Origin of the sequence: Phormidium pseudopriestleyi FRX01 (assembly GCF_017313335.1) — a bacterium.
GTDB classification, from domain to species: Bacteria; Cyanobacteriota; Cyanobacteriia; order Cyanobacteriales; family Laspinemataceae; genus Laspinema; species Laspinema pseudopriestleyi.
On record NZ_JAFLQW010000392.1, the window covers coordinates 1 to 16371 of the forward strand.

13 protein-coding genes are annotated in these 16371 nt (G+C 45.1%); 3 read left to right on the forward strand and 10 right to left on the reverse strand.

The annotated features are described in order from the left end of the window. Window positions 1–1197 (forward strand): calcium-binding protein (locus J0895_RS14755; protein ID WP_277989847.1); only part of this gene is annotated, 1197 nt, incomplete at its 5' end. Between the two features lie 105 nt (window positions 1198–1302). On the opposite strand, the gene J0895_RS14760 is transcribed toward J0895_RS14755, so the two are convergent. The 7 genes from J0895_RS14760 to J0895_RS26425 all read right to left on the reverse strand — a co-directional run bounded on the left by J0895_RS14760 (window position 1303) and on the right by J0895_RS26425 (window position 5868). Then, window positions 1303–1593 (reverse strand): helix-turn-helix transcriptional regulator, encoded by a 291-nt coding sequence (locus J0895_RS14760; RefSeq protein WP_207088824.1) that lies wholly within the window; start codon window positions 1591–1593, stop codon window positions 1303–1305. Window positions 1594–1744: 151 nt separating this feature from the next. After that, window positions 1745–1939, reverse strand: a complete 195-nt coding sequence (locus J0895_RS14765; RefSeq protein ID WP_207088825.1) for a hypothetical protein — start codon at window positions 1937–1939, stop codon at window positions 1745–1747. A 111-nt stretch (window positions 1940–2050) separates the two neighbouring features. Next, complete coding sequence (locus J0895_RS14770) at window positions 2051–4210, reverse strand: helix-turn-helix domain-containing protein (RefSeq protein WP_207088826.1); 2160 nt, start codon at window positions 4208–4210, stop codon at window positions 2051–2053. 276 nt (window positions 4211–4486) lie between these two features. Further along, window positions 4487–4645: a hypothetical protein gene (locus J0895_RS14775; RefSeq protein ID WP_207088827.1), complete on the reverse strand. Its 159-nt coding sequence runs from the start codon at window positions 4643–4645 to the stop codon at window positions 4487–4489. Window positions 4646–4813: 168 nt separating this feature from the next. Beyond that, the gene (locus tag J0895_RS26765) at window positions 4814–5305 is read right to left on the reverse strand and encodes a PIN domain-containing protein (RefSeq protein ID WP_207088828.1); all 492 of its coding nucleotides are present in this window, start codon (window positions 5303–5305) and stop codon (window positions 4814–4816) included. Further along, on the reverse strand, window positions 5298–5552 hold the full coding sequence (locus tag J0895_RS14785) for a UPF0175 family protein (RefSeq protein WP_207088829.1): 255 nt from the start codon (window positions 5550–5552) through the stop codon (window positions 5298–5300). The genes J0895_RS26765 and J0895_RS14785 overlap by 8 nt, the downstream gene beginning before the upstream one ends. 181 nt (window positions 5553–5733) lie before the next feature. After that, entirely contained in the window at window positions 5734–5868 is a 135-nt protein-coding gene (locus tag J0895_RS26425) for a hypothetical protein (RefSeq protein WP_277989848.1), read from the reverse strand. 372 nt (window positions 5869–6240) lie between these two features. Here J0895_RS26425 and hemE point away from each other — a divergent pair, with 372 nt between their 5' ends. Together hemE and J0895_RS14795 are read left to right on the forward strand one after the other, a co-directional pair. Beyond that, window positions 6241–7305: a uroporphyrinogen decarboxylase gene (gene hemE / locus J0895_RS14790; protein ID WP_207088830.1), complete on the forward strand. Its 1065-nt coding sequence runs from the start codon at window positions 6241–6243 to the stop codon at window positions 7303–7305. 229 nt (window positions 7306–7534) lie between these two features. Next, window positions 7535–8512: an NAD-dependent epimerase/dehydratase family protein gene (locus J0895_RS14795; protein ID WP_340643522.1), complete on the forward strand. Its 978-nt coding sequence runs from the start codon at window positions 7535–7537 to the stop codon at window positions 8510–8512. A 119-nt stretch (window positions 8513–8631) separates the two neighbouring features. Here J0895_RS14795 and J0895_RS14800 read toward each other — a convergent pair whose 3' ends face one another. The 3 genes from J0895_RS14800 to J0895_RS14810 form a co-directional block, all read right to left on the reverse strand. After that, on the reverse strand, window positions 8632–14163 hold the full coding sequence (locus tag J0895_RS14800) for a trifunctional serine/threonine-protein kinase/ATP-binding protein/sensor histidine kinase (RefSeq protein ID WP_207088831.1): 5532 nt from the start codon (window positions 14161–14163) through the stop codon (window positions 8632–8634). Between the two features lie 659 nt (window positions 14164–14822). Then, the gene (locus J0895_RS14805; protein WP_207088832.1) at window positions 14823–15617 is read right to left on the reverse strand and encodes a radical SAM protein; all 795 of its coding nucleotides are present in this window, start codon (window positions 15615–15617) and stop codon (window positions 14823–14825) included. A 44-nt stretch (window positions 15618–15661) separates the two neighbouring features. After that, window positions 15662–16180, reverse strand: coding sequence for a DUF3122 domain-containing protein (locus tag J0895_RS14810; RefSeq protein ID WP_207088833.1), 519 nt, complete (start codon window positions 16178–16180; stop codon window positions 15662–15664). Window positions 16181–16371: the final 191 nt, after the last annotated feature.

The following is a 16371-nucleotide window of genomic DNA, read 5'->3' on the forward strand; positions in this document are numbered from 1 at the left end:
GTGATGGTTGTGGGAGGTGAAAGTAACGGATCCCTGCCTTTGGAAACTGGCATCGATGGGGGAGAAGGGAAACCTTGCTGCGAGATGAATCTTCCCGAGTCACCTAACTTTTTGACAGTGGGGGGGTATAACCAAACGGAGACGATGGTGATTGGCAGCGAGGATGGGGATCTGTTAATTGGGGGTAATGGGAATAATGTGCTGTTTGGTAGCGGTGGCGATGATCAATTGTATGGCGAAGATGGGGATGATCATCTGTATGGAGCCGATCGCAATGATACAATACGCGGGGGGATAGGAAGCGAAGCGGAAAATACCCCGGGAGATGCCGATCGCCTAGAGGGTGGCAAAGGCAGTGACGAACTCCACGGCAACCAAGGGAACGATACTATCTTTGCCGGTCAAGGGGATGATACGGTATATGGTGGCAAGGATGAGGACTTAATCTGGGGCGATCGCGGTAGTGATATCCTCTATGGCAATAAAGGGAGTGATACCATCTTTGGTGGGAGTTGGATTGAATCCATACTAGAAAGCGATCGCGGGGATATCCTCTATGGCAATGAAGGAGATGATTACCTCAGCGGCAATGAAGGCAATGATACAATCTACGGTGGACAGAGTAATGATATCGCCTGGGGTGGAGCAGATCACGATCTAATGTATGGCGATCGCGGCAACGATACCCTCATCGGCGATGCAGGAAATGATACCATTTACGGCGGTCCCTCTGACCCCTCCCTTGCGGATCAAGATGGAGACGACTACATCGGTGGCGGATCGGGAAATGACTTCATCAATGGCAACCCAGGTTCAGATACAATCTGCGGCGGTGAAGGAGATGACACCATCCACGGTGGAAAGGGGAATGATTTTTTAGCCGGAGGTAGCGGCAATGATATTCTGATGGGCGATCAGGGTGATGATATCCTCTGTGGCGGGGATGGAGATGACACCCTAATCGGCGGTAGCGGTAGCGATCGCTTTATACTTGGGAATGGACGAGGGAGTAAGGCGATCGCCGACTTTGAATCCGGCATTGATCAACTCACTTTAGCTGATAATTTAACCTGGGGTCAACTCTCTATCCAGTCCCAAGGGGGAGTCACCACCATCAGCAGTGGAGGTAAAGTGATTGCCATTCTCCAGGGACTCACCCAGCTAACTGCCCAAGATTTTGAGCAAACTGGAGTGTAGGGTATCGATACCGTAGGCGATAAAAGGGATAAAAAGCCGGTTTCTCGACGAGATTTGTTGCTGTTTTAGCAGAGATTTGGTGGAGAAACCGGGTTGCTACCCAAGCTAATCTGCGATCGCCTGGGATTGCGATCGGGCTAAATAATCTCGATAATGGCGTTCGCGATTATTCCAAAAATCAGCGGGTATGCCTAAAATTTGCCCTAACTGTCGGGCAATTTCTGGGGTAATGGGTGCATTGCCGCTGATTAGGGAGGCGATCGCGATTTCTGAAATCCCCATTTTTGCGGCTAATTCTTCGACTGCGATCGCGCGTTCCTGCAACGTCTCCAGCAAAGTTTCCCCTGGAGGCGAGACCATATTGGGTTGATATTGATTGATAATGGATTGGGTCATGGTTCTGAAATTATTGATGGGTATCCTCCACATCAATAATTCTAACAGCAGTGACTTGAGACCAGTCGAGTCCCCCATCCTGTTTTTGAGGCACTGGATCGTTGGCAGGCTCAAAAATCAAGCGATAAGGGCCATCCAGATCTAAAGATAACTATCCACTACGATTACCCCGCAGTTCGTGACAGCGCCCTGGAAGATTTCGCATATCTTCTAGTATATCAACTGCACGGAGGTCATCGAGTCTTCTCTGAATGAGTTTGGCTCTAATTTGGCCTTGGCGCTTTTCTAGGAGATGGCGATCGTTAAACTCTTTTTTGAGTTTGCTCGTTCTAAAGATAATATCCATTCTTTTGTTAATTTCTCATATAACATCTGGATTCTTCCTTAATCGAAAAAAGAGAAAAAACCAGCACTAGACTGTTAAGGGGGCGATGCCCCCTCTCAGCGATGTCTAATTTCAATCGGTCTCTTCTAGTTCTATTCCATCATCGACTAGCATTTCCAACTTTTCCAGAACCTTCTCCTCCCATGCTTCTTGAATCTGATGGTTTAAATGGTTTTGCAAATCCTGTTTTTTGTCAAACCAATCCTCAAGTTTTTTCACAACATCTTTTTTATACCCACCCTTGTATTTATTACACTCCCACCAGAGCAAATAATCATCCGATAAAGGCGTTTTGAATATTTCCTCACCCCATGCCTGTGTGCTAGACAAGAAATCTTCGCGCCATATTTTCCAATTTACTAAAATTTCCTCCACAAATTCTTTTGCATATTCTTTAACAAGCGCATCGCTTTTTAAGACATCAATCCTCCCTTCAAAGCGATGAAATAGGGGATTAGTAGCTACCCAAGCTACTTCTCTTGCTCCCTTTCCCAGAAGCAAATAAATATCAAGATTATCATACCGCCCCCGTCGTCTCATCGTTGCCAGAATTGTTTTCTGGTGACTTTTTTCTATTTCCCTGATGAGACAGCGATAACTTGGCGATAATATCAATGGGTTTTGACTAGATTTATCCAAAAAGTTCTTGACCGATTCTCTAATTTTTTGATACGCTTTTTCAGAATTTGCTTCTTTTTGATTTTGAATCAGAATATTGCTAGCATTGATCGTCCCCCGTAATCGACTACATGACCTGTTGCGTAAATCACCAATTTTTTTGAGTAAATCATCAAATATTTCGGATGGATCGTCCTCGTCTGCTTGAGCATTAAAAAATAGAACTGGAATATCCTTTTCGTCGCAGTCTTTTAGCCTTGGCCGGATCTTATTATGGACTTCCTTCTTCTTTATCTCGTAAGCCTCTTCTATTAATTCGACAAAATCCCCGGTTTCGGGATTGGTAATTTCTTCAGCCTCAGCGTTTTTAGGAAGACATAGAATGAGCATTCGCTCTTGCAATACTTTTTGTGAACCTTCGTTAATCAGATTCTCGATGATATCGCAGATCTGAGAACTGGGTGCATCGTTAAAACTAGAACATAACACCGTAAGGGTTCGGGGATTATCAAGACAGTCGATGATGTCCCTGCGAATTGTAGTTCCTTCGTTATCCAGACCTCTGGTATCAATGATTTCTAATTCAAAGACAGAATCAGAGAACACTCGATCCGGTACGATAACATCCATCTGCTTCGGAACCGTAACTTCTGGGTTATTTCCATAATTGATAGCCTTAAATGTTTCTTTTAGCCATTCCATATCAGTCGGGTCTGAATTTTTCTCTTCAAACCAGATTTCCTCTCGCTTCCTGTCCTGGAGCCTTAGTTTTTCCTTAAATTTTGCTACTAAACTATCTGGGCTTTTACAAGATTTTACCAACTCTGACAAACCCTCATCATTTAAGTCTGCCATATTCAAGAGTAACCGCTTTATTTCTAGAGGAACGATTCCACCCAGATCTGCTTTTTCACGGTCCTGTTGTTCTTGATTTTCTGAAAAACACTGGACACATAAATCATTTATTGACTTATCAATCTCTTCCGGAGTCTGGGGCTTAATTCGGACGCCCAGCTTCTCTCCAACTTTAATGCCAACTTCACACACAGTTGTACGGCCAGCGGCGACTGAAAGAGCATTTTTAAGTGCAAATTTTTTGGCTTTAGGAATGAGCAGCCCTGTGATATGGCAAATCGCTGTTGTCTTCCCAACACCAATAGAACCTACATAAGCAATGGAATGTTTAAGAGACCCCAAATATTCGGCTTCTTGCTGAATTCGTTTTTGATGCATCTCAGCCTGACAGCGTAGATAATCAGGCGCGTCGGGGGAGATTAATGGGTTTAGTTCTTGTAGACAAGTCTCGGCTTTCCATAAGTCTTCACGCTGTGGATTCCAGAACGAAGGGCGCTGGAGCTTCTCCCAGGATTGATCGAGGAATTTACCATAATCTAGGGCATCTTTTGTCTCAATCGCACCCAGATAGTCCTTGATTTCTTTTTTTGAGGGGTTGACTGTCCCCTTCTCAATGCGAGAGATCCGGCTTTGAGCGAGACTAACATCCGGCTGTTCACTAGCCGTCTCAATATCACCTTGCGTGAGACCTGCGTTGTTTCTTATTTTCGCTAGGGTCGGCCCCAGGTCGGACGGCCACTCAGATCGGTTACCTGCCATATAGAGAATACTTTCCTTGATTAGGATGAATTTATGAAGTATAGACTGGGCAATCCAGCTTTGTCAACCCCCAAATACTAGCATTTTTTATAAATTTTGGTTGTTTTTGCGACAAATAAGAGTCATAACTTCGGAAACTCCCGAGAGACCCCTCCCCGCATCAAGATTCACTACCCCCCGACAACCTCGATCTGGCAAGTATTTTTGCCTGGATTGGACTCATGTCAAAGAAGGGGCGATCGCCCCAATAGATTAATGCTATTTCCGATAACTGGCCTAACTTTTGCCCGATCGCCTAAACAGGTTTACCTCTTTCCCTCCACTGGCTTTGGAGATATCCCAGGGACTGAGGATATCTAGCGGTTTGCGGACTCTCACGGTACCTATGCTATTAGGAGTGCGAGCATCTTGCACGAAAAGAAAAATAGCGAGCAAGATGCTCGCACTCCAATTCCCGTTGCTCCCTTTCTCTATAACAAATGACACGCAAGACTCTCTATAGAAGCTGATTGGAAGAACTACCCCTCAAAGATTAAAAGCGGTAAGGATGCGATCGCCTAAATATCTGCTCTAAACTCTTTTCGCACTGCCAGACTCTTCCTTCTATCCCGATTCATTGACCAGCTTTAAGGCGGCTTCCAGGACCGATGGACTGACTCGTAACCCCTGCTGAACTAATTGATATAATAGAGGTTTCACCTGGGAGACTCGACCTTCTTGCTTCGCAAGTAAAATAATGCCGATCGTACCGCGAACCGGAATTCCCAGCATTCGAGCAGCATTTTTAGCTGCTCGATCATCTAAAATGGCTTCAAAACCTGCATGGTGATAAGCCCATGCCATCACTTCACTTTCTCCAAGACCCAGATTATAATTAGCAATTTCTGGATCTATCTGAGATACTTCTCGAATCCATGCCGAACCCCCCTCGGCAAGCCAAATTCTAGCCGGATCGTTTTCCGGGCCGCATTCGATTTCCTGAACAACTCCCTGGGGAATCACAATTTCGCTACAAAGTTTAGAAAGTAAGCCGATCTGCGAAATCTTTGCCAGCGCAATTGTAGGGGAGGCATTAATTACCCATTTTCTACTCACGGGCTAATTCCTCTGCCAGTTCCTCTGGAGTCACCTGAAAGGGTGAAACCTCAAAGCGTAAAAGTGCCTCCAAAAATTCATGGCGACTGACTCCAGCAATCTCCGCAGCTTTTGACTGAGTAATCATCCCCACTTCATACCACTTGACTGCGGCGGCTAACCGCATTTGTTGAGCAAAACTATCGGGGTTACTTCCCAAGGCTGAAAAGGCTCCTTCCGGTAGTTCAATCGTGATTTGGATGGTCATATTCACCTCTTTTTATTGGCGTTGATTTCATTCGTATTCTATCCTAAACTCATCGAGATACCCTGGAATAAAGCTTGTGATGATGATTGGGTCTGCTGATTAGGCTCCAACTTTCTCAATTAACAATCACAGAGGCTTGCAGATTGAACCTTGGAAAGGAGGATGTGAGTAGAATTTAGATTTAAGTAGTTAATGGCAGAGGCGACAAATTTTTCACTGTAACCGGCATAATAGGAATGCCACCCATAAATGCCACAGCGTTCATTTTTCCCCGTTTGGCACTTTCTAAAGTTTTGAATAATTGTAATTGAATCATAATTTAAAAGTTGTAGAAATAAAACATTTTAAGTAATCTGGTCCCCAAAAAGCCGAACTTAACGGTTAATTATTATGAGCTTAGTGATGGCCTAAGACTCATTTTACTCGTAATCTTTCCCTTTTTATCCTGATGTATGATTCTGTTCCAATTTTAAATATTGCAAATCTGCAATGGATTTAGGGTCAAGAAGAGAAAACATTACAAAATATTAAATATTTTTGAAAAGTTGACAAAATATGGTAATGAATTGAGCGAAACCCACAAACCCTCTTGACCCTTTCTAAAAGTCCCGGCAAAAAAACAAAAATAATTGACGCAGAATGGTAAGCTGAACAATGGCATTTAAGTAAAATTTAAGGTGAAGTTTAAATGGCTGGTTCTAGCCCAGTTCCTTATCTCCTAAGAGCAGCGCGTGGCGAAAAATTAGATCGTCCCCCAGTTTGGATGATGCGCCAAGCGGGGCGCTATATGAAGGTTTATCGAGATCTGCGCGATAAATACCCGTCGTTTCGGGAACGCTCGGAAAATCCAGAGATTGCGATCGAAATCTCTCTGCAACCCTGGCGGGCGTTTCAACCCGATGGGGTGATTCTGTTCTCGGATATCCTGACTCCCTTGCCGGGAATTGGCATTCCTTTTGACATTATCGAAAGTAAGGGACCGATTATCGACCCCCCGATTCGGACTCAGGAGCAGATTGATAAACTGTATCCCCTGGAACCCGAGGAGACGATGCCGTTTATTCGTCCAATTCTGGAGACGTTACGCAAGGAAGTGGGGACTGCCTCGACTGTGTTGGGGTTTGTGGGTGCGCCCTGGACTCTGGCTGCCTATGCGATCGAGGGTAAGTCTTCTAAGGACTATACCGTGATTAAGGGGATGGCTTTTAGAGAACCGGCGATGTTGCATTCGTTTTTGAGCAAAATTGCTGATGCGATCGCCCGTTATGCCTGCTACCAAATCGATTGCGGTGCTCAATTGGTCCAAATGTTTGACTCCTGGGCCGGTCAACTGAGTCCCCAAGATTACGAAACCTTTGCCATGCCGTATCAAAAACGGGTGGTGGAACAGGTGAAGGCAGCACACCCGGAAACCCCGATGATTCTGTACATTAATGGCAGTTCAGGGATTCTGGAACGGATGGCAATGTCCGGCGTCGATATCGTGAGCTTAGATTGGACTGTAGATATGGCTGAGGCGCGCAAGCGACTGGGTGCAAATATTGGTGTACAAGGAAATATTGACCCCTGTGCCTTATTTGGGTCCCATGATTTTATCCGCGATCGCATCCTCGATACGATTCGCAAAGCTGGAAACCAAGGTCATATCTTGAATCTGGGTCATGGTGTTTTACAAGGCACCCCCGAGGAAAATGTGGCATTCTTCTTTGAAACGGCAAAGCAAGCGGATAAATTATTGGCGGTTCATAGCTAATCCCCAAAGGAATTACCCTCGGCTTAGGGTCGCCATCCTAAATGTAGTGTCAGGTGGGCATTGCCCACCCTACAGGTATAGCACCCCAGTCCTAACGGCCCCTTTCTCGGAAAGGGAAGGGGTCAAACCCCCTCTAGGGACTATCCTTTTTCACAAAAAACGCTCTAAAATCTAAACTCTACGTTCGACAATCTGACGCGACCACACCACCCTAGCCGCCATACCTCCAGTGTATTCAAATTACTATCGACCCAAAAAGCGTGTTTTCATAACCGGCGCAAGTGGCTGTATTGGTCACTACCTGACCGAGGCTTTAATTCAAGAAACTGACCATGAACTGTTTCTGTTGGTCAGAAACCCGGACAAACTCAGACTTGACCTAGAAGCTCGTCCGGGTATTTCCATCGTCCAGGCGGATATGCGCCAGATTGATAAGTATGGGGATCTTCTCAAAACAATGGATACGGCGATTTTAGTCGCCACTGCCTGGGGAGGCGCGCAGGAAGTTTTTGATGTTAATGTTCACAAAACCCTGCGACTGTTAGAGCTTTTAGACCCCGAGGTTTGTGAACAGGCCATCTATTTTTCCACCGCCAGTATTCTGGATAGAAATAACGAATTACTCAAAGAATCTGGACAAATGGGAACGGAATACATCCGTTCTAAATTTGACTGTGTGCGCCGCTTCACTCGCTTACCGATCGCCTCACGCATTACCACCTTATATCCAACCCTAGTCTTTGGGGGAGATGAGAACAAACCTTACTCCCACGTTGCGGCAGGAATGCCAGAAATCCTCAAACGAATGAATCTGATTCGCTTCTTTAAAGCCGAAGGTAGCTTTCACTTCATTCATGCTCGCGATATTGCCAAAGTGGTGGTTCATCTGGTAGACAATCCACCCGAACCCGCCGGACCTTTTGTGTTAGGAAATCCAGCAGTCACGGTTGACCGCGCTATAGAAGAAATCTGCGCTACCCTAAACAAAAATATTATCTTCCGCATTCCCCTAACTGGGTTTCTCATCGATCTATTTATCAAGATTTTCAAAATTGAGATGTCGTCTTGGGATAGATTCTGTCTAACTTATCGCCATTTTACCTATAAGGACCCGGTGACTCCCGCTACCTTTGGCATGACGACGGAATATGAAACCCTGCGAGATTTGGTCAAGACTTACCATCGAGCACCATTACAAACGATTTAAGAAATCGCTAAGTTACCAGAGGAAGTCTCCCCTGCTGCAGATGTAAATCTGGATGAGGGTCCACGCTATTAAAAAGAGGCGATCGGGTTTTTAAATACCGATTGCCCAATGGGGTCCAATTATGACTCCACTCGACGATGTAGGGGTTGCTTAATCGGAATTTCTAGGGTGAATTCTGCGCCTTCGGGGGGTTCGGAACTACAGCTAATTTGACCCCCATGTTTTTCCACAATAATTTGATAGCAAATGGCTAACCCTAACCCCGTACCACTCCCCACGGGTTTCGTGGTGAAAAAGGGGTCAAACAAGCGTTTTTGGAACGCTTGGGGAATACCCGGTCCATTATCGGCAATCCGAATCGAGACGGAATTCGGACTGACTTTTGTCGTGTGAATCTGAATCGTTGGGGACCGGCGAGAACTGGATTCCGAGTTCCCCTGTAGTTCAAATAATCCCGCCTCTGCATTCTCTTTTCGATAGCATTCTAAAGCATCAACCGCATTGGCTAATAGATTCATCAACACTTGATTTAGCTGTCCTGGAAAACATTCGACTTGGGAGAGTTCACCATAGTTTTTGATGATTTCAATGGCGCAATGTCCCGGATTTCCTTTGAGGCGATGTTGCAAAATGAGTAGGGTACTCTCAATCCCTTCATGAATATCTACTTGTTTCATTTCGCTTTCATCCAGGCGCGAAAAATTCCGCAAGGAGAGGACAATGGACCGAATTCGTTCGGCACCAATTTTCATAGAAGAGAGCAATTTAGGCAAATCGGTTAAAATAAAATCAAGGTCGATCGCCTCGATTTCTTGTTGAATATCCTGGGGAGTTTCCGGTGCGTGTTCTTGATACAGTTCGATTAAGTGGAGTAAATCTTGGATATATTCCCCGACATGGGTAATGTTTCCATAGACAAAGTTAACGGGATTGTTAATTTCGTGAGCAATTCCGGCTATCATTTGGCCGAGACTCGACATTTTTTCAGTTTGAATCAGTTGAGTCTGAGTCTGTTTTAGTTCCTGCATGGCGTGTTTTAAGCGCTGATTTTTATCTTTGAGTTGTTGGGTGCGCGCTTGCACTCTCAGTTCTAGGGTTTGGTTTGCTTCTTCTAGTTGCTCGTTGGCGCGTTTTAATTCTTCACTGGCGGCGGTTAAATTGGCATAAAGCAGGGAATTTTCTAGGGAAATAGCGAGTTGGGAAGAGAGGACGGTTAAAAATTCTAGGCGTTCGGAGGTAAAGGCGCTTTTGGCACTATTATTTTCTAAATAAAGTAGCCCGATCGCTTGTCCGCGATCGAGGATGGGGGTACATAAAATAGATTTAGGCTGATTTTTAAGAATATAGGGGTCGGTGCTAAAGGTGAGTTCATAGCGGGCATCATTTAAAACGAGGCTTTGTTGGGTTCGGATTACATAATTAATAGTAGATAACGGCAGGATTAAATCCTGGGTGAGTGGGGTATAGTCGTGGAGGATGACTTCAGGAGTTTCTACGGAAGCGGTTGCTTTTAATCCGAGTTTGCCGTTGTGTTTTAAGATGAGGCAAGCGGTTTGAGCACCGGCATTTTCCAGGAGAATGGTCATCAAGGTTTCAATCAGCTTGGATAAAACGATTTCTGAGGCGATCGCCTGGGATGCTTTGAGGGCACTGGCTAAATCTAACCCGCGATTATGAGCACTGGTACTGGTGGAGGTGGAGGTACTGGTCATCTGGCTGAAATTGGCATATTCATCTAGGGGAGTCGATTGCAACATCCCCATTGGATATTTTGCTTCTAGGGCTTTAATTTTCGCGGTTGCACCCCAACGTCCATAACTATAATGGGCTTTTTTTAAATAGGTTTGGGCGATTTCATCGCGCCCGAGGTGAGAATAAAAGAGGGCGGCGCGTTCGTAGGCGATCGCTTCTTCCTGGAGATATCGATATTTTTTAGCCCCTTGAATGGCGCGGTCATAATACTCCATTGCAAGCAGGGTTTGTCCTTTCACCTGGGCTTTTTCTGCCTCTACTAGGTCATATTTGTGTCGGAAATTCGTGGGGGAAAATTCGGCCCACTGTTGCATCTGTTTTTGGTGTTCTGTGACTTTCCGGAGTGTGGTTTGTCTGGCCCGTTTGTCGAGGCGATCGCAATCGGCCAACAGAGACAAAGAATAATAAAAATTATGTTCAGACCAATAGGGTAAAGCAGCTCCTTGTTTTCCGTATTTTTCTGCTGATTTTCCCGATTGAACCGCTTGGGAATAGTCTTGGAATAGATAACATAAAAATGTTTTACAAAAAGAAGCCCCAAACAGTAACATCATTTGATTTTGTTCAATCCATAGCCCTAGGGTTTCTCTTTCATTAAAGCTGTTTCCCACCAACTCACAAGGTTCCGCTGATTCTCCCTGCAAATTGAGTACCATTTGTCGCCAGATTTGAATATAAGAAACATGAAATTCGAGTTGCAGCTTCTGCATTTCATCCAGATACTGTTGTTGTTTCTGGTTGATGACCTCTAAGGACTCACCCATAAAAAACATAAAATTGGCATAATGAAGGGCGCTATAAAAGCCATATTCTATATCCCCCGTATCCAGACCTGTTTGGATATTATCCTCTAGGTTTTGAAGAGATAAAATAGTTGGGAATTTGTATTTTTTAACAAAAACATTGTAGAGTAAATTGACTTTAGTTTTTAATTCAGGAGCATTAAACTGATTGAGAACCCGCAGAGATAATTGCCCAAATTGATGGGCTGCTTCAATTTTTAAATGCATTCCGCATAACAACATGGCATAAATGCCATAAGCATAAGCGGCGAGGGGGGAGTTGCCCCATTCAATTGAGAGTTTAACCATCGTAAAAACAACCGATGGTAATAAAGCCGGACTGATGAGATGAGCAGCAGGAGTCATGGTCATCAGTACCCTCATTGCTGCGATTTTATGCGGATCAGTCATCACGGGCAAGTTGGCTAAGGCTTCAATTTGATGACTATCTTGGGGGAGTTCTTGAAAGAGTTGATTAGCATAAGAGCGAATCGCTTTATCTTGAGTGGGTAGGGCTACTCCCAGCAGTTTTAAAACTTTTATTCCAGTTTTTAAGGCTAATTTTGGCTGATTTTTAGCAACATTAATTTGAATATTTAATTCATAAAGTTTAATTTTATCTAATAAAGTTCTTGCCTTTTCAAAAACTGCTTCATAAAGTTCATCGACTTGATTAAAATGTCCTTGCAAATATTCAGTTTCTATAGCAGCAATGGACAAGTTGAGGGTGAGTTCATACTCTTCCTGCCAACCGAATTCACCCAAGCGTTGTAGGCCAAAATTAAAATATCTCAGGGCTTGTTCATAAGCGGTTGCCGCTTTTGCTTTTTGACCTGTGGTTAAATTGAGTTGGGCTAAGTTGCAGAGTTCGGCCCGATCGCTGATTAGTTCATAACCCAAATTGAGATGTTCGACGATATCGAATAGTTTGTTTTCTAAGTCCACACCCTGGACATTTTGCAAAAGCAACCGCCCAATTTTTAAATGAATAGTTTTCTTTTGTTCTTCAGGAATCAGGGAATAAGCGGCTTGTTGGACGCGATCGTGAATAAATTTGTAGGAAGTTTCGATCGCTTCCACATCGATTAAGACCGAACTCTCTACATCTTGGACAATTTCAGGAATGATTTCTGGTTCACTGATGGGAAAAATTAACCCTTCCTGGAGGGCGGGATATAATTGCTTAATTGTGTCAGATATTTGGCCTTCATTAACCCAGGTGAGAAAGTTTAAATCGAAGCGATTGCCAATACAAGCCGCTAAGTTTAAAAGCGCTTGAGTCGGTTCTGGCAGCTTCTGAATTTGGGTGAGAGTGAGTTCGATGACATCATCGGTAATTTCTGTCCCTTGGAGGCGATGGATTTCCCACTGCCACTCGCCCTGTTCAAAATCAAAAGTTAATAAATTATCCTGGACTAAAGACTGGAGTAATTGAAGAGAAAAGAAGGGATTCCCATCGGTTTTATTGTAAATAAATTGAGCCAGAGGTGCGATGCGATCGCCCACCCCATTCAGGATATCGCTGAAGAGGTCCTGGATATCCTCAAGTTCCAATCCTCTCAACGGGATAGCATTTACCACAGCCCCGTTGTTTTGCATTTGATTCAGGGTAGAAATTAATCCATGAGTAGCATCCACCTCATTGGATCGATAAGTCCCCACCAGGAGTAGATATTTGCTCTCGGGTTCAGTCATCAGAAGCTGAATTAATTTTAATGAAGCCGAATCCGCCCATTGCAAATCATCTAAAAACAAACATAGGGGATGTTTCCCTTGAGTAAAAACTTCCACAAATGCTTTAAAAGTCCGATGAAATCTCGATTGAGATTCCGTCGGAGATAGCTCAAAAACAGCCGGTTGTTCACCGATTACCAGTTCAATTTCCGGAATCACATCAGCAATGATTTTACCATTTGTGCCTAACGCTTTTTGGAGTGTTTCAGTAAACTCTTCCAGGATGTCTTGGGGTTCCGTTAACCGTTGGCGAATTAATTCTCGAAAGGCACTCAGTAGCGCCCGGTAGGGAATATTTTGTTTATAGCGATCGAACTTACCTGAAATAAAATACCCGTTATGTTGTCGGATCCAAGGCTGAAGTTGTCGCACTAAAGCGGATTTACCAATGCCCGAATGTCCAGCAATTAAGAGAGTTTCCCGAGAACCTTGACTGGTGCGAGTGAAGGTAGACTGGAGAATCGCAATTTCCCGATCGCGTCCGTAAATTTTGCGGGGACTGGCAATTTTTCCCGTGCGATCGCTTTGGGCGATAAGAAATGAATCAATGCTGCCTTTAGTTTGCAATTGGTTCAGGCAAATTTCCAAATCCACCTTCACACCCCAGGCACTTTGATAGCGGTCTTCGGGTGTTTTTGCGATTAATTTCATCACAATTTCCGAGAGGACCGGAGGAATTTCAGTGTTAATAAAATCCGGATAAATGGGTTTTCTAGCAATATGTTGATGAACCCATTCTAACGGGGTTTTTGCTTGAAAAGGTAGCTGTCCCGTCAGCAGTTCATAAAAGGTAATCCCTAAAGAATATAAATCCGTGCGATAGTCGATCGCCCGATTCATTCTCCCCGTTTGTTCTGGGGACATATAAGCCAGAGTCCCTTCAATCGCATCGACTGAAATCATCCCCTGAGTATCTTTCATCCCAGAAAACGCAATGCTAAAATCGGCAATCTTGACCTCTCCAGTCCCCGAATTAATAATAATATTATGCGGTTTAATATCTTTATGAACAATCTGGTTATGATGGAGTTGTGCTAAAGTCGTCGCGATTTGAATCCCAATTTGTAAAAATTCAGTGAGGTCAATGTCCTGGTTTTCTCGATAGATTTTGAGGGAATAGCCTCCAAAATCCTCTAAAACTAAGGCCAGACCATTTTGATAGTTTTCTAAACTGTAAGGTTTGACAATGCCTGAAATATTCAGGGCACTGATTATTTCATATTCATGCTTAAATCGGGCAATATCTTGAGCTTGCGGAAATTCTGCTTTCAGGATTTTAATAATAACGGGTTGTTGCGTCCGTTTACTATAGGCGCGGTAAATGACCGTTCTCAGGCCGGATTGAATTTCCTGGATTTGGGAATACCCTGGAATCAGGCTCATAAATTCAGTGATCTCAAGGGATGATTGAGTTTAGGGTATCATTGAATTGTCTATAGCGGTTCTAAATGATTAGGCGAATGGACGTCGGCGGCCCCCAACCGTCGGCGGCCCAAAGCGGGAGAGGCCTGTCCTGAGCCCTGAGCCCTGAGCCCTGAGCCCTGAGCCCTGAGCCCTGAGCCCTGAGCCCTGAGCCCTGAGCCCTGAGCCCTGAGCCCTGAGCCCTGAGCCATAGTTCGATGAACTCACTAGAAGCCTGTCCTGAGCCCTGAGCCAGTCGAAGCCTGTCCTGAGCCCTGAGCCAGTCGAAGGGTCGAAGGGGGTCGAAGGGGGTCGAAGGGTCGAAGGGTCGAAGGGTCGAAGCCTGTCCTGAGCCCTGAGCGGGTCGAAGGGTCGAAGGGTGGAAGGGTCGAAGGGTCGAAGGGTCGAAGGGTCGAAGGGTCGAAGGGTCGAAGGGTCGAAGGGGGACGGGGGTGAGGTGTCAAACTGCTGCAAGACTGGCTATATAACTGTGGGAAATTCCGTCAATTCAGTTTCCCTGGAATGTGATGAGTTCAAGGGAAAACATGAAGCGCTACCTGATTGTATTGACCGATCGCCCTGATCCAGTCATCATAAAATGATGAAAATGTTTGTGATTGCTGTGCGATCGCCTCTCCCAATTACGCCGGAGCACATCGCACAGCAATTCCCGTCGCCTCCGCAATCTCCCTGGCAAAGTTTTGTAAAACCTCGGGATTGAGACAGGGCAAAATCTGCACCGGATAGGGGCGAGATTCCTGGGGGTCATGATTTCCCCGTCCATCCAACTGCCGGTTTACGGGTTTGGGACGGGTAGGAGTATTCAGTTGAATTTCATCTACCCCCAGCGATCGCATCCGGGAAATATATTCCGCTTTTGTCTGAGTATCCCAGGGGGATAACAGCATGGTTTGAATGCCAATTTCTCCCGGATAATCTTGACAAAACTGCTCAATTCCTGCCCAAATATCCGCCAAATTGATCCCCTCAATCGGGCGATTTACTCCTTGAAATCGGCGTTCCGATATGGCATCAAGTTTAATGGAAACCCGGTCGGCGATCGCCAAGGCATTCCGAACTTCCGCATCCCCCAAGCTTGTCCCATTGGTTAGCACTAATGTAGGCCGATGGGTGCGATCGGCGATTCCCTGCAAAATTTCCCCTAAATTCAAAGCTAAGGTCGGTTCCCCACTGCCACTGAGGGTAATTACATCCACATCCCAAGGCGCAAACGCTTCAAGTTCATCGAGGATTTGTTCTGTGGGAATATAAATGGCGCGATCGCCAGTTTTCTGTTCAATTTCTCCCAGTTGGCAGTAAACACAATTAAAGGAACAGGTGGAAATACTGCCAATGGGGTCAATCCCCAGCGATCGGCCATACCGCCAAGAAGAAACGGGTCCATATACGGATGAAAAAGTTTGAGTTGCGTTCATTTGGGTTAACAAAGCACTCCAGAAGTGAAGAGTGGAAAGACGATTTAATTTTGGGCGAGGGTTTGCCATTCGAGGATGATAGAAGGTGGGATCTGCAATGCGATCGTTCTATCATCTGCGATCGGTAAAAGGAGTACAATTCGCTGATTCACTGGCAGTTTCAACAGCACTGATTTAAAATCGTACTGCCCCACATTTGGGGCGGGAGACTTGTCCGCAAACTCATCTTCTGCCGTGAAAATTTCCCCTGTCTCTATTTTAATCTGAAGCGGTTTGGGATGGGAAAAGTCGGCCACTCCTGGAAATCCCACTAATCGGAGATTGATTCCCCTCACGGTTGCGTCTTTAACTTGTTTAAAGAGTACCACTTGCCAAGAATACCCGGCAGGGTCTCGTAAACTATTTCGAGATTGATACAGGAGTTGACCTGGCGCTTCCTCGATTTGGCGTATTTCCGCCCAAGCGGGTTGGGCCGTTAAGCCACTTTCTCCTAAAATTAGGAATGCTACAAGAGAAAGGAGAAGCAGCAGGTTAGAAAGGATGGATTTGATGCGAGGCCACATAAATATTAAATTTTTTTGAAGGTGATGCTTCTATCTTAGTGGAAATAGGGACGCTACTGGGTGAGGGGTTTTGAACTTTTGGGGGCGATCGGGATGACTGTGAATTGCCGGAAACCCTGATAACGACTTCAGTCGTTACTACAAACGGGGAGAACGACAGCAAGTCATGACGACCAACGACCAATGACCAA

Excerpts from the sequence above, each read along its gene's own strand:
- J0895_RS14760 (WP_207088824.1), bottom strand. The coding sequence starts at position 1,593 with ATGACCCAATCCATTATCAATCAATATCAACCCAATATGGTCTCGCCT.
- J0895_RS14765 (WP_207088825.1), bottom strand. The coding sequence starts at position 1,939 with ATGGATATTATCTTTAGAACGAGCAAACTCAAAAAAGAGTTTAACGAT.
- J0895_RS14770 (WP_207088826.1), bottom strand. The coding sequence starts at position 4,210 with ATGGCAGGTAACCGATCTGAGTGGCCGTCCGACCTGGGGCCGACCCTA.
- J0895_RS14785 (WP_207088829.1), bottom strand. The coding sequence starts at position 5,552 with ATGACCATCCAAATCACGATTGAACTACCGGAAGGAGCCTTTTCAGCC.
- J0895_RS26425 (WP_277989848.1), bottom strand. The coding sequence starts at position 5,868 with ATGATTCAATTACAATTATTCAAAACTTTAGAAAGTGCCAAACGGGGA.
- hemE (WP_207088830.1), top strand. The coding sequence starts at position 6,241 with ATGGCTGGTTCTAGCCCAGTTCCTTATCTCCTAAGAGCAGCGCGTGGC.
- J0895_RS14800 (WP_207088831.1), bottom strand. The coding sequence starts at position 14,163 with ATGAGCCTGATTCCAGGGTATTCCCAAATCCAGGAAATTCAATCCGGC.
- J0895_RS14805 (WP_207088832.1), bottom strand. The coding sequence starts at position 15,617 with ATGAACGCAACTCAAACTTTTTCATCCGTATATGGACCCGTTTCTTCT.
- J0895_RS14810 (WP_207088833.1), bottom strand. The coding sequence starts at position 16,180 with ATGTGGCCTCGCATCAAATCCATCCTTTCTAACCTGCTGCTTCTCCTT.